Below are 14,082 nucleotides of genomic sequence, written 5' to 3'. Positions count from 1 at the left end.
CGAAAAATATGATAGAAACTAGTAAAAAGAACGAACGTGGAGTTCTGGTCTCAGTTGGTACTAAGTCTGAATCTGATGAGCGACTGAATGAAATGATGGATGAATTGGAGTTTCTTTCACAAACTCTTCAAATTGAGATCATAGGGAAATTCACACAAAAGCTAGAGCATCCAGATTCAAAAACTTTTGTAGGAAAAGGGAAACTTGAGGAAATCAAAACTATGTGTTCGGTGGACAAGATAGATGTAGTTGTTTTTGATGATGATCTTTCTCCTTCCCAACTTAGAAACCTTGAAAGAGAGCTTAAGGTCAAGATATATGATCGTAGTTTACTGATCCTGGATATTTTCCTTAAAAGAGCAAAAACAGCGCAAGCGAAAACACAAGTAGAGCTAGCCAGATTTCAGTACCTACTTCCGCGACTTACTCGAATGTGGACTCACCTTGAAAGGCAAAGAGGTGGAACTGGAACAAGGGGTGGTGCTGGAGAAAAAGAGATTGAGACGGATAGAAGGATGATTCGTGATCAAATCAATGTTCTGAAGAAGAAACTTGAAAAAATTGAAAAACAATCTAAAACTCAGCGAAAATCAAGAACAGGTATCGTTCGTGTTGCACTTGTAGGTTATACAAATGCTGGCAAATCAACCTTGATGAAAATTCTAAGTAAAGAGAAAGTTTATGCAAAAGATGAACTTTTTGCGACTGTAGATTCAACAGTAAGAAAAGTTGTTTTAAATAACATTCCTTTCCTGTTATCAGATACTGTAGGATTTATTCGTAAACTTCCTCATGACCTCATTGAGTCCTTCAAATCCACCCTTGCAGAGGTTCAGGAAGCAGATATTCTCCTTCATGTGATAGATGCATCAAATCCATCTCATGAGGATCATATACGCGTTGTTGATGAGACTTTAGCAGAAATTGGAGCAGGAGAAATAACGACAATCAACGTTTATAACAAAATTGATAGATTAGAAGAGCCTATTTCAAAAAATGGCAAAGGGCTTTCTGTTCAAATTAGTGCTAAGACTGGAAATGGTCTTGAAGACCTTAGAAAACTCCTTATTTCAGAAGTTCAAAAAGTGCATATGAAAATCTACCCTCACTTTATGCAGCAGGAAATTTACTAACCTGTTAAATTGACCCTAAGCTATTAACTGCATATTGACAAACTTTTTTAGAGAGGACAGAGTTTCTATTTTTGTCTGTCTGGCCCTGTAGTTCAATGGATAGAATAGAAGTTTCCTAAACTTTTGATGTGAGTTCGATTCTCGCCGGGGCTACTTTTTAAAAGGTTACTTTTCAAAGGACTGGCATGTCTTTAGAAACCAACCTTAGTTATTTAACTGTCTGAGATCGAATCTGGAGTAACCTCATTTTCCAATAATTTTCTCAATTCAAAATAAGTTTTCTCATTTCGAGAAAGGTCTGCTTTAATAAATCTAGTATTAGAGGCTATTGATCCATTAATTCCTTGATTTGATCTTATCAATGCCGATTGGCACAGGCTTAGCATATCTATAAGACGAAAATAAATGTTGAACATAAAATTTTAATCGATATGAAAAAGCTAAGTATAACATCAAAAATTTTAGGAATAATGTTGTTGACAAGCTTGTTTGCTTGCAGTGACGGAAGTGCTGAAGTTGATTCAAAAGGAACAGCTAGAGTTTCAGCAACTGATGCGGCTGTTGATGCCAAAAATGTAAATAGCGTTAATCTATCAGTAAGTGAAGTTAAAGCAACCGCTAATGGAGAATCAAAAACCATAGCAACGTTTGATAATACTAAACAATTTAATCTGATGGCTTATCAAAACGGTGAAACCTATTTCCTTGGAGAAGGAGCTCTTGAAGCCGGTTCTTATTCGGACCTCAGATTTATTCTATCAGGAACATCTGACTCTTATGTGGAAATGAAGGATGGATCTAGAAAAGATTTAATCATTGAAAACGCAACTACAACTGGTTATCAAATAAGTGGAGCCTTTGATGTTGCAGCTAATAGCACAACAAACCTAGTAGCTGATATTGACCTTAGAAAGGCAATTGTCTCAGAATCTCAGAACTCCTCAGAAACTGCTTTTAGGTTGAGATCTAACGGAAGAGTCGTTGTAGAAGATCTGACTGGTGAGATAAAAGGTACTGTAAATGGTCAAGCTAATTCGGGTGAGCAACTCGTAGTTTATGCATACAGCAAAGGAACATTTTCTGCTTCAGAGGAAAGTGAACCAAGTGAAGGTAGAACTAGATATGAAGGATCAATCAATTCTTCAATCGTTGCTGAAGATGGATCTTATACATTGGCATTTATGGAAGAAGGTGACTATGAAATTTATGTAGCATCTTATTCAAATACTGATAACGATGAGGACCTTGAATTCCAAGGAAGAGTCGAGTCAGAATTGTTGATTGACGGATCACTATTTAACACGGTGAATGTGGATGCAAATGCAACAGTAATTGCAAATATTGCATTGAAATAATATCTAATTGAAGAGATCCCCTGTTGGGATCTCTTTTTTTGTTACCACAAACTCTTAACACCTTTGCTGCAAAAAAACACTTTGAAACGAAGTAGATTTCCTTACATACTAGGAACATCATTATTGGTTCTAACCATAGGTGCATCGTTCTTAGGTTTTTTTGCTTATAAGAACCTGAATCAAATCATTGGTGCTCTGGAAAAGGAAGTAGTACCCAATGTTAATCTCGTACTATTAAATAATATCGATCTAGAACTCCAGAAAGTGGACCATGCCATGGAACGCTTTGTGTATACGGATGAAATTGTACATATGAAAAGCTTTGAAAAAAGCATTGCTAACGCAGTTCGTATGATCGATACACTAAAATTTCAAAATGCAGAGCTTGACTTTATTCTCTCTTTAGATTCACTGCAAAACTTAATCCTAAATAAAGGAACCGTACTATCACAAGTTGCAGATCTTAACTATGAAACAATGAGCGAGACATTTGCTCAACTCAAAATCCAACTTAGTGATATTCAAACTAAACGAATTTTAGAAGATACCCTTCTTCGAAAAAAACGAGGTTTCCTTCAAAGCCTTTTTGGTAAAAAAGAGCAAATCATCGCTTCAGATACAATTGATATTTATGGATCTTCTGAATATAAGGAATTGATCAATAGCCAGCTTGATTCAATTGCCAATCAATCTCAGCGAAATGCTTATACTCAGAAACTCAAAGAATTCTCCCTCCAGCAGGATCATCAGGAAATTCAGTCAAAAATTTCCTCACTTCTTGCTTCAATGGAAACTAATGAATTGGATAGAATCAGGACTCACGCAATTGGCGCACGTGAAATCGCACGAACTACCAATAAGTATGTAACCATGTTTAGTATAGTGGTTCCTTTACTTCTCTTGATTACTCTTTCTGTGCTCATTATCTATATCCTTCGCACCAGAAAATACCAGGAAGCCTTAGCTTCTTCCAGAAAGAATGCACTTAAACTAGCTCAAGAGAAAGAGCAATTTCTAGCCAATATGAGTCATGAAATTAGAACGCCAATGAACGCTATAGGAGGTTTTGCTGAGCTTTTATTAAAAAGTGACATTAATAAAGAGCAGGAAGAATATTTGCAGATCATAAATAAGTCAACAGAACATCTAACTCACATTCTCAATGATGTTTTGGATTTTTCAAAACTTCAAAGTGGCAAAATAAAATTAGAGCAAAAGGTATTTAACCCAGAGGAACTTCTAAATGATGCGATCAAGCTTCTTGAAGATAAGGCCACTGAAAAAAATCTGACTCTAGAGTTAGGAACGGATAACCTACCTAAGTTCGTAGTTGGTGATCCATATAGATTACGTCAAATACTTCTCAATCTTATTTTCAACGCAATCAAATTCACAGATAAAGGAGGTGTTTATGTGTCAGCCTTTAGAGGAAAGGATACAAAAAATGGAATTCAACTGACTTTTGAAGTTAAGGATACTGGCGTGGGAATTCCAGCCGAAAAGCAGAAAGGCATCTTCAATCAATTTGAACAAATAAATAGAGAAGATAAACGCAAGGGAACTGGGCTCGGACTGTCCATTACCAAAAAGCTGGTTAAAATACATCGTGGCAAAATTAAAGTTGTAAGCACTCCAGGAATGGGTAGCACCTTCTCGATAACCCTTCCTTACCAGTTATCAGAGAAAGATGATCATTCTGAAGCTGTACTTGAATCACCTCAATTAAATAATATGCATGTGCTTATTGCTGATGATGAGGAATTTAACAGAAAGCTTTTAATGGCAATCTTAAAAGAACATAATATCACTTATGATTTAGCTGAGGATGGTCAGCAAGCGTTTGAAATGATGCGAAGTATAGAGTATGACGTGATTCTAATGGATTTTCGGATGCCAGAAATGGATGGAACTCAGGTAGCTCAAAAAATCAGAAAAGAAAATAAACTCAATTCAGACACACCAATTATTGGGCTTACAGCAACTGTTTCTGATCAGGATATGAAGCTGGCTAAAAGTTCAGGGATAAAACAGGTGCTACGCAAACCATTTGATACAAATGAACTTCTAACGTTGATGAGAGAAAGTCAAGACATTAATAACAAAAATGAAAATGATATGGGTAACTCCGAAAGTTTACTTTTCAATTTGGATGGCTTAAATAGAATGGGTGATGAAGATTTTGTTATTGATATGATTGAAACTTTTATTACGAGTACAAATGAAAACTTAAGGGTCTTAGATGAAAGTTTTTTGAATAAAGAATGGAGCATTGCAGCAGAAGTCCTTCATAAGATAATAGCCCCAGCACGCCATCTTAAAGCGGAAAAAATAGTTTACCTATTAAAAACCCATGAGTTAAGAGCCCGGGAAGGTCATTCTATATCATCTGAAGGTTATACAGAGATCAAGTCCTCAACCGAAGAGCTCGTTAATGCACTTAATTTACATTTACAGAAAAACAAAAAGTAATGGCTGAGCAATCTTTCAAAATATTTGTTGTCGAAGATGATGAATGGTATAGAAAACTGCTTATACATACCTTAAGCTTAAACCCTGACCATTCTGTAAAAGCATTTCCAGATGGAGAATCTATGTTGAACGAGCTTAAGGAGAAGCCTCAGTTAATTACTCTCGATTTCAGACTTCCTGACTATTCTGGTTCTCAACTTTTTGATAAAATAAAAGCTTTTGATCCAACTATTGAAGTAATCATCATTTCGGAACAACAAGATATCGAGACAGCTATTGACCTTCTTAAAAAAGGAGCATACGACTACCTGACCAAAACAGATGATATAAGGGATCGACTCATTCATGTTTTAAACAAGTTAGGCAAGAATAAAAAGTTAGAAGCGCGTGTAGAATCTTTGCAAGAAGAAGTTGAAAAAAAGTATGAATTTCAATCGAATATCATTGGGCAAAGTGCTGGTATAAAGAGAATCTTCAAGCTGATTGACAAAGCAATCAAGACCAATATTACGGTAATGATAACCGGGGAAACCGGTACTGGAAAAGAGGTTGTTGCCAAATCAATCCATTATAATGGAAAGCATAAAACCAAGCCTTTCGTTCCTGTAAATATGAGCGCTATTCCTAAAGATTTAGTCGAAAGTGAGCTGTTCGGACATGAGAAAGGTTCCTTTACAGGAGCCACTGGAAAACACATCGGCAAATTCGAACAAGCCCAGGGTGGTACTCTTTTCCTTGATGAAATAGGTGAGATGGAAATCTCTCTTCAAGCAAAACTTCTAAGGGCATTACAAGAAAGAGAAGTAACAAGAGTAGGAGGATCATCACCCATAAAAATTGATTGTAGAGTTATAGTTGCGACCCATCGTAATCTCCAGCAGGAAGTAAAAAATGGGAATTTCAGAGAAGATCTATACTATCGACTTTTTGGATTACCGATTGAATTACCCCCTTTACGTGAGAGGGATAAAGATGTGATTATTCTTGCCAAACATTTTGCAGAATCATTTGCAAAAGAAAATGACCAGGAGTTAAAATCATTTTCAAAGGCTTCACTTCAAAAGCTTATGAATTATCCCTTCCCTGGTAATATTCGGGAACTCAAATCTATTGTTGAGCTTGCCATGGTCATGGCAGATGAAAAAGAGATTACACCAGGTGATATCACATTCGCCCAAAAAGATGTGCTTGCAGACATTCTAACCGAAGAAATGAGTATGCGTGAATATCAAATGCGTATTATTCATTCATATATTAAAAAGTATAATGACGATATTAAACTAGTTGCAGAAAAACTAGATATCGGCCAGTCAACCATTTACAGACTCCTAAAAGAAGAAAAAGAGTCCTCCCAATAAGAGATGTTTTCTCATAATGAGAAAAATAATTCAAAATAAATTGAATTAATTGCCTGTTTATCAGTTAGTTAATTTTTAGGCACATCCATTGATTCTTCATAGTCAAATGAAAATAGACAAGATTATGAAGTTATTTAAAGCTATATCAATTCTTTTCTTAAGTGTACTGATAGCTAGCCCACTAGCTGGTCAACAATTAAAAACAGGTACATCCTACAAAACAGCGGTAGGAGTTAGAGGTCTGGGTACATCAGGGTTGACAGTTAAACATTTTACAGGCGCTAATAAGGCAATCGAAGGGATCGTGGGATTTTACCCAAATGCATTCTCAGCAACTTTATTGGTAGAGCGATATGCTCCGGCTTTCTCAGAGCCAGGCCTAAACTGGTACTATGGTATTGGTGGCCATGTGGCCACTCAATCGGATGTAATTAAAAATGACGGACTCTATAGAAGAGAAACATCAGAAGTGGGATTAGGTATCGATGGAATATTCGGTATAGAGTATAAAATTCAGGAAGTACCAATTGCAGTAAGCCTTGACTTCAAGCCGTTTTTTGAAGTGGCTACAGATGGAGATGCATTTATCGCTTTGGATCCAGGGTTAGGAATTAAAGTAACCTTTTGATCATGATGGATTCAATCTCTATATGAAAAAGTGAGAATTTAACTTATAAAAATTATGAAAGCACAAACTAAAAACATATTAGCCGTAGTGATTGGCCTTGCCATCACCATCGGGCTTGCATTTGCATTTATTTCCATGCAAGAAGAAAAAGAAGAATTGACTTTTCAGTCAATGAAATTGGAAGAAGAGCTGCAGAAACGAGATTCTGCATACAATGAAATCATCGATATCATGTATGGTGTGGAAAGCAAAATTGAGAAAATAAAACAACGTGAGAATTTACTCTCTAACGTAAGCAAGAGCAACGATTTTACCACTGCAGATAAAAAGCAAATGGTAAAAGACATGAGTATGATTGATAGTTTAATTGTACAAACAAATGAAACCGTAGCAAAGCTCGTATCAAAGCTTGACAATGCTAATATCAATCTTAACTCATTTAAGAACCGTATTAATCAGCTTTCCAGAGAGTTAGAAGATCGAAAAAAATCAATCACCTTGTTGAGGGAGGAATTAAAAGAGAAGGACGCAGCTATCGCTGAAATGATCGCTGATATCAAGTCTTTGGAATATCGGGTCGAAACACAAGAAGCAACACTGGATACACAGATGGAAAAAATCAATATGCAGCAAGAAGAATTAAGCAAAGCATTTTTTGCGATTGGCTCGGAAAAGTCACTTGTTGAAGATGGACTTGTCTCTAAAGAAGGTGGATTCTTGTGGTTTGGTAAAACCAACGAGTTGGATCCAGATGCTGCAAAAAATAAGTTCAGTGAAATCGACATTCGCACCACCAATCGCTTAATCGTGGATGCCGAAAAAGTCGACCTGATTACAGAACATCCATCTGACTCTTATGAGATTGTGAAAGAAGGAGATGTGATCAAATACATTGACATTAAAAACCCAGACAAATTCTGGGGAATTTCAAAATACCTGGTTGTAGCTGTTAAAAGCTAGAATCAGTTATGGGTTGTGGTGACTCTAAGGGTCCACGTTCTAGTGGGCCCTTCCTTTGAATCATTTAAAATCAAAAATTATGAAAACGAAAGCAATAATATTAAGCATACTATTTTTTACATCAGCGCTTTTAATGGCTCAGCGTAGCGGAATTAAAGGTGGAGCTAATTTCTCTAACCTGTATGTAAACGATGTTAGTGATGAGAACATGAAAATTGGACTTAATTTAGGATTGTGGCATCAGGCTGCAAACGAAGCTTTTCAAGCAGAGCTAAATTATTCTAATAAAGGAGCCGAAATTATCTATGATGGTGCTCTTGGAAGTGGTAAGTACAGGTACAATTTGAACTACCTGGAGATGCCTTTGCAATTCGTTGGACATGTCGGAGATTTCAACCTTCATGTAGGTCCATACCTGGGTTTTCTAGTAGGAGTTAATGTGAAAGATGTAGACTCAGACGGAAGTGTCAACGGTGTTGCTCAATTGGACAGAGATGATTTCAATACAATTGATTATGGGCTATCAGGCGGTGCTGCTATTGAGTTTGATGCAAGTCAGATCGGTCTAAGATACAATTATGGATTAAGGGAAATTGGTAAATCAGGCTCATTCGCTGGAGAGGCGGCAAGTAATGCTAAGAATTCTGTATTTCAGCTTTATGTTGCACTAGACTTTTAATCTTTTTTAAAATCAGCTATGAAAACCTGTCTGGAAACGGATAGGTTTTTTTGTTTACCATCATTAGTTATACCATTAGGAAACTAATTAAATTTTCTTTCGTAAAATCACCTCTATGAAACACACTCAACTTGGTGAATTCGAAGAGTTGGTACTACTAATTGTTGGTTCGCTTCATGATAATGCGTACAGTATTTCAATAAAAAACGAATTGAAAGAAAAAACTAAGCGCAATCCCAGTATTGGAGCTCTTCATTCAGCATTGAATCGATTGGAAAAAAAAGGATTCATAAATTCTTTTGAGGGTGGTGCTACTGCAGAGAGAGGCGGAAGAAGGAAAAGATTTTATGAAATCACTGCTTTTGGTAGAAACGCTCTTGATCAATCCTTCGAGTTGCGTTCTTCCCTCTATCACACTCTTCCTCAGGTAAGCTATGCGAGAGACTGAAGATTCATATGCTCAAAAACCCCCTAAATGGCCAGACAGATTTCTTGGTTGGTTTTGTCACGATGACCATTTGGAAATATTGAGAGGTGATGTTTATGAATTGTATGATGAACGGCGCGAATTAATGAAAAAATGGAAAGCGGATCTCTTTTTTATTCTGGATGTATTCGCACTCTTCAGACCATTTGCTTTAAAAAAAAGAAGTCAAAACTCAACACATATCGCTATGCTCAGAAATTATCTAAAAATTACTTTCCGCACTTTCGTCAAACAAAAAGTGTATTCTTTCTTAAATGTCACAGGATTGGCCGTAGGTTTAGCCTGTTGTGTGCTGATCTGCTTCTATATTTATGATGAACTGAGCTATGACACGTTCCACTCTAAATCTGACAGGATATACCGGGTTCTTGAAAAATTTGAAAGTGAAGGAGTAGGAGAACATTCAGCGAGCCTTCCCTTCCCTACCGGACCGGCACTAAAATTGGATTTTGACAGGCAAGTTGAGGGTTTCGTACGCTTTTTCAATTTTCAGTCTCCTTCATTAGCATTGGCAAACAAAGCGGCAGACAAAGGATTTAATGAGTCAAACATATTTTTTGCTGATTCTACGCTATTTGATGTTTTTGATTTTGAACTAATTGCAGGTGATAAAAACACTGCTCTAAGTGAGCCCAATTCGATCCTAATTACACGATCGATGGTAAAAAAGTATTTTGTAGATGAAGATCCCCTTGGTAAAACGCTTGAATTTCAAGGGAATCAAAACCTACAGATTACCGGTGTTCTGGAAGACACACCCAGTAACGCGCATTTTAAGTTCGACTTTATCATCTCTTTCTCTACATTAAGGCAATCATTTGGCGGAAAATATCCAACCACCTGGTATTGGAACCCATGCTGGACATACATCGTGCTAGAAGAGAACACTCAGCCAAATGAATTAACTGCCCAGTTTCCTGACTTCATTCAGAAATACTTTCCGGATTTTATTAAGGATGACATTCAGTTACAATTACAGCCTATTGAAGATATTCATCTAACCAGCAAGCTCGACTATGAAATCACGGCAAATAGCGATATTAAAAATGTTTACATTTTTGGGTTGGTTGCCATAATCGTTCTTGTCATTGCCTCAATTAATTTTATTAATCTAAGTACAGCCAGAGCAAATAAAAGAGCTAAGGAAGTTGGTGTGAGAAAATCCTTGGGAAGTACCAAGTCACAACTAATCAATCAATTCATTATTGAATCTGTTCTTCTAACATTTCTATCGCTTATCGTTGCAGTTGGAATAGTAGCTTTAGTGCTACCCGGCTTTAATATTCTGACTGAAAAAACAGTTTCTTTAGCAATTTTATTAGAGCCAATATTTCTATTTGGACTGCTAGGTGCAGGATTATTTATTGGATTGCTTTCAGGATTCTATCCTGCATTTGTTTTATCATCCTTTAAAACTGTGCGGGTCATTAAAAATGGTCATTTAAAGACCAGTGGTCTCAACTTTAGGAGAATACTTGTTACCTCCCAGTTTACTATTTCGATCATGCTTATAATTGGCACATTAATAGTCTTAAATCAACTAAACTTCCTTCAAAATAAAGACGCTGGGTTTGATGATGAAAATGTCGTGATGGTGCCTGTAATCCAATCACCAATGGGGAACCATTATGAAAATTTCAAAACTGCTGCATTACAAAGCACACATATTAAATCAATGACTGCTGTAGAAGAAATTGTAGGTGCTAAGTTTCAAGTCGGTAACTATACTTTCGAAGGAATGGATAAATCAAAGCCATTTCCACGATTCAATGTGAGACATGATTTCATTTCCACCATGAATATTCCTTTGAAGGCAGGAAGAGCATACGATCATACGATTCAAACGGATGACTCGCTTGCACTTATTGTAAATGAAACACTTGTTCAAAGTATGGGATGGGGCGATCCGGAAGATGCTGTAGGCAAACGATTTAACTATAGAGGGGAAATGAAAGGGCGAATAGTCGGTGTAGTTGAAGATTACAATTTTGCTTCAAAGCATCATCCAATAGCTCCATTAGTAATAACGCTAAACACCAGACCAGATGCATTTAATCTTTTCATAAAGTACGTGGCAGTGAAGATTGATGGAAGTCAAATGCAAAATGCTCTAACAGATTTGGAAAAGGCATGGGTTTCTGTATTACCAGAACGTCCTTTCGATTTTTTCTTTCTCGATGATCGTCTGAATGATTCTTACAAATCAGAGCAAAAACTCAGTAGTGTTACACTCATATTTTCAATTCTTGCAATAACAGTTGCTTGTCTTGGATTATTTGGCTTGGCCACCTTTAGTGTAGAGCAGCGCACAAAAGAGATTGGCGTTAGAAAAGTACTGGGAATAAATACATCTCAGATTTTGATGCTATTGTCTAAGGAATTTATGCTCTTGATAATTGTTGCCTTTGTAATTGCAATACCTATCTCCTATTATTCATTGACCGAATGGCTCAATAGCTTTGCATTCAGAACAGAGATAAGGGTTTGGCCTTTCATTTTGGCAGGTGCATTAACCTTTATAATATCCATAATTACGATTGCCTACCATGCGTTGAAGGCATCCTTAATTAACCCAGTGGAAACACTTAAATATGAATGATTAGTAATCTGTTTTGATCGACTTATTGAATGGAAGTCCAAGCTGATATTTGATATCTTCATCCCGATTAGGGTCCGTTACATCCAATCCGTATTTGATTTTAGAGGTATCATCGTAAGTGAATGTACCAAATAGTCTGTCCCAAATGGAAAGCACGTTCCCAAAATTGGTATCCGTCCAGGGGCGTTCAAAGTGATGGTGGAACTTATGAGCATTGGGTGTTATAATGATGTAGCTCAATGCTTTATCAAGCCATTTTGGAAGTTTGATATTTGCATGTGTCCAGTAAGTAAAAAAGATTGTGATGATTCGATAAAACAAATAATAAGCCACCGGCATCCCGAAAAGAATGAATGTAAGAAGGGCAAGTGCTTCTCTTAATACAAATTCAATAGGATGCTGACGTACACCAGTTGTTAGATCCACCTTGGTATCACTGTGATGGACCAGGTGAAGTTTCCACATCCATTTAACTCGATGTAATAAGTAATGCGCGAAATATTGGGAGACTAAATCAAGTGCAACGAAAGAAACCAATAGGCCTGCCCATGTCGGCATTGAAATCCAATTAAGTAATCCGAATCCAGCTGAAGATGTCCACCCTGTTGCTGAAACTAATAGTACTCCATATCCGATATTGATGATCATAAGTAATACCAAGAAAAACAGGTTTACGCCATCGTGTCTTAATCGTTTATATTCATGCTTGACCAGTGGGATAAAATTCTCCAGAATGAAAAAGAACCCCAGGCAAATTCCCACCCAAATGATTTTTTGAACGGTTGTCAATGCTGCAAAATAATTCAGAAACTCATCCATCAATTTTTACTTAAACGAATAACGAATATACTACAGCAAGTGATAAATGTTTGATTCTTAAAACTCGCAATTGCCAGGAGTACGTGGGAATGGGATTACATCTCGGATATTACCCATCCCAGTTACGAACTGGATCATACGCTCAAACCCCAGCCCAAAACCACTATGAGGAACCGTTCCAAATTTTCTAGTATCCAAATACCACGAAAGTTCATCTTTTGGAATATTCATTTCCGCCATTCGTTGTTCTAGTTTGGAGCCTCTCTCCTCTCTTTGCGATCCTCCCACGATTTCACCAATTCCTGGAAACAGGACATCCATCGCTGCAACGGTCTTATCATCATCATTCTGACGCATGTAGAATGCTTTGATATCTTTAGGATAGTTGAAAAGAATGACAGGCTTTTTAAAGTGCTTCTCTACTAAAAACCGCTCATGTTCACTTTGCAGGTCTGCACCCCATTCCTCAATTAAATATTGAAATTTCTTCTTCTGATTTGGCTTAGATCGTTTTAAAATTTCGATTGCATCTGAATAAGAAACTCGTTCAAAATCATTTTCTGCAACAAATTGCAGTCGCTCTAATAGTGTCATTTCACTGCGCTGATTCTGTGGTTTTTGCTTTTCCTCGTCTTGCAAGCGTTTATTTAGAAATGCAAGGTCATCCTGGCAGTTTTCAAGAGCATGCTTTACCATGTATTTAAGCATCTCTTCAGCGAGATCCATATTATCAATCAAATCATAGAATGCCATTTCAGGCTCTACCATCCAGAATTCTGCTAAATGTCGAGTGGTGTTGCTGTTCTCTGCTCTGAAAGTTGGACCGAAAGTATAGATCTCCGAAATAGCCAGTGCTGCCAACTCTCCCTCCAACTGTCCAGATACAGTTAGATTTGTTTCCTTTTCAAAAAAGTCTTGCTTGTAATCAACTTCACCCTTCTCCGTTTTTGGTACATCGTTTAAATCTAATGTTGTCACCGTAAAGGTCTCACCTGCACCCTCTGCATCTGAAGTAGTGAGAATCGGAGTTTGAAGGTAAAAGAATCCTTTATTATGAAAGAATGTATGTAGAGCATAAGCCATCTCATGACGAATTCTAAAAACTGCACCGAAAGTGTTGGTTCTTGGTCTTAAATGAGCAATTTCTCGTAAAAACTCCATGGAGTGTCTTTTCGGCTGAAGTGGGAATTCATCCGGATGTGCTTCTCCCAAAACTTCTATTTCATCAACCAATAACTCTACTGACTGACCTGAACCTTGAGATTCAGCTAATCTCCCATTAGCTGAAATACTGGCACCTGTAGTGATTTTACGAAGAACTTCTTCGTCCACTTTGGGTACATCAAGAACTAATTGCAAATTATTGATAGTGGAACCATCATTAAGTGCCACAAACGCTACATTCTTACTTTCACGCTTAGTTCTCACCCATCCTTTTACACATAATTCCGTCCCGGATTTCCCGTCTTCCAAAATTTGCCTGATTTTTGTTCTTCTTATTTTTTCCACAGTCATTAAATATTTGCGCCGCAAAACTAACGAATGTGATATTTTTGACTCACATAATAAGGTCTTATGCTTTTAGGTTTGCCTCA

11 protein-coding genes and 1 tRNA gene are annotated in these 14,082 nt (G+C 37.0%); 10 read left to right on the top strand and 2 right to left on the bottom strand.

Features of this window, described 5'->3' with window-relative positions; genetic code table 11:
- Window positions 1-8 precede the first annotated feature (8 nt).
- From hflX to ACOMC3_RS02135, 10 genes are all read left to right on the top strand, one after another.
- Window positions 9-1,133 carry a GTPase HflX gene (hflX, locus tag ACOMC3_RS02180; RefSeq protein WP_420317886.1) on the top strand — a complete coding sequence of 375 codons (1,125 nt, stop codon included), beginning with the start codon at window positions 9-11 and terminating at the stop codon, window positions 1,131-1,133.
- Between the two features lie 81 nt (window positions 1,134-1,214).
- Window positions 1,215-1,286: transfer RNA gene (locus tag ACOMC3_RS02175), tRNA-Arg, on the top strand.
- Window positions 1,287-1,564: 278 nt separating this feature from the next.
- Window positions 1,565-2,488 carry a DUF4382 domain-containing protein gene (locus ACOMC3_RS02170; protein WP_420317885.1) on the top strand — a complete coding sequence of 308 codons (924 nt, stop codon included), beginning with the start codon at window positions 1,565-1,567 and terminating at the stop codon, window positions 2,486-2,488.
- A gap of 81 nt (window positions 2,489-2,569) precedes the next feature.
- A complete protein-coding gene (locus ACOMC3_RS02165) occupies window positions 2,570-4,957 on the top strand; it encodes an ATP-binding protein (RefSeq protein ID WP_420317884.1) in 2,388 nt (795 codons plus the stop codon).
- Window positions 4,957-6,315: a sigma-54-dependent transcriptional regulator gene (locus ACOMC3_RS02160; protein ID WP_420317883.1), complete on the top strand. Its 1,359-nt coding sequence runs from the start codon at window positions 4,957-4,959 to the stop codon at window positions 6,313-6,315. The genes ACOMC3_RS02165 and ACOMC3_RS02160 overlap by 1 nt, the downstream gene beginning before the upstream one ends.
- Before the next feature lie 124 nt (window positions 6,316-6,439).
- Entirely contained in the window at window positions 6,440-6,943 is a 504-nt protein-coding gene (locus tag ACOMC3_RS02155) for a hypothetical protein (protein ID WP_420317882.1), read from the top strand.
- Between the two features lie 54 nt (window positions 6,944-6,997).
- Window positions 6,998-7,903 (top strand): hypothetical protein, encoded by a 906-nt coding sequence (locus ACOMC3_RS02150; protein WP_420317881.1) that lies wholly within the window; start codon window positions 6,998-7,000, stop codon window positions 7,901-7,903.
- 79 nt (window positions 7,904-7,982) lie between these two features.
- Window positions 7,983-8,582, top strand: a complete 600-nt coding sequence (locus ACOMC3_RS02145; RefSeq protein ID WP_420317880.1) for a porin family protein — start codon at window positions 7,983-7,985, stop codon at window positions 8,580-8,582.
- A gap of 115 nt (window positions 8,583-8,697) precedes the next feature.
- On the top strand, window positions 8,698-9,030 hold the full coding sequence (locus tag ACOMC3_RS02140; RefSeq protein WP_420317879.1) for a PadR family transcriptional regulator: 333 nt from the start codon (window positions 8,698-8,700) through the stop codon (window positions 9,028-9,030).
- The gene (locus ACOMC3_RS02135; RefSeq protein ID WP_420317878.1) at window positions 9,017-11,668 is read left to right on the top strand and encodes an ABC transporter permease; all 2,652 of its coding nucleotides are present in this window, start codon (window positions 9,017-9,019) and stop codon (window positions 11,666-11,668) included. Before ACOMC3_RS02140 ends, ACOMC3_RS02135 begins: the two co-directional genes overlap by 14 nt.
- On the opposite strand, the gene ACOMC3_RS02130 is transcribed toward ACOMC3_RS02135, so the two are convergent.
- Window positions 11,669-12,487 (bottom strand): sterol desaturase family protein, encoded by an 819-nt coding sequence (locus ACOMC3_RS02130; RefSeq protein WP_420317877.1) that lies wholly within the window; start codon window positions 12,485-12,487, stop codon window positions 11,669-11,671.
- A gap of 57 nt (window positions 12,488-12,544) precedes the next feature.
- Window positions 12,545-14,002 (bottom strand): asparagine--tRNA ligase, encoded by a 1,458-nt coding sequence (gene asnS, locus ACOMC3_RS02125; protein WP_420317876.1) that lies wholly within the window; start codon window positions 14,000-14,002, stop codon window positions 12,545-12,547.
- Window positions 14,003-14,082: the final 80 nt, after the last annotated feature.

The sequence above is a fragment of the Ekhidna sp. genome, assembly GCF_965212185.1.
In the GTDB taxonomy this organism is placed as follows: domain Bacteria; phylum Bacteroidota; class Bacteroidia; order Cytophagales; family Cyclobacteriaceae; genus Ekhidna.
Note: the sequence above shows the minus strand (reverse complement) of the source record. Positions and strands in the feature narration are given on the sequence as shown.

Bases quoted from the DNA above. Each gene is read 5' to 3' on its own strand.
- hflX (WP_420317886.1), top strand. From the start codon at position 9: ATGATAGAAACTAGTAAAAAGAACGAACGTGGAGTTCTGGTCTCAGTT.
- ACOMC3_RS02170 (WP_420317885.1), top strand. From the start codon at position 1,565: ATGAAAAAGCTAAGTATAACATCAAAAATTTTAGGAATAATGTTGTTG.
- ACOMC3_RS02160 (WP_420317883.1), top strand. From the start codon at position 4,957: ATGGCTGAGCAATCTTTCAAAATATTTGTTGTCGAAGATGATGAATGG.
- ACOMC3_RS02155 (WP_420317882.1), top strand. From the start codon at position 6,440: ATGAAGTTATTTAAAGCTATATCAATTCTTTTCTTAAGTGTACTGATA.
- ACOMC3_RS02150 (WP_420317881.1), top strand. From the start codon at position 6,998: ATGAAAGCACAAACTAAAAACATATTAGCCGTAGTGATTGGCCTTGCC.
- ACOMC3_RS02145 (WP_420317880.1), top strand. From the start codon at position 7,983: ATGAAAACGAAAGCAATAATATTAAGCATACTATTTTTTACATCAGCG.
- ACOMC3_RS02140 (WP_420317879.1), top strand. From the start codon at position 8,698: ATGAAACACACTCAACTTGGTGAATTCGAAGAGTTGGTACTACTAATT.
- ACOMC3_RS02135 (WP_420317878.1), top strand. From the start codon at position 9,017: ATGCGAGAGACTGAAGATTCATATGCTCAAAAACCCCCTAAATGGCCA.
- ACOMC3_RS02130 (WP_420317877.1), bottom strand. From the start codon at position 12,487: ATGGATGAGTTTCTGAATTATTTTGCAGCATTGACAACCGTTCAAAAA.
- asnS (WP_420317876.1), bottom strand. From the start codon at position 14,002: ATGACTGTGGAAAAAATAAGAAGAACAAAAATCAGGCAAATTTTGGAA.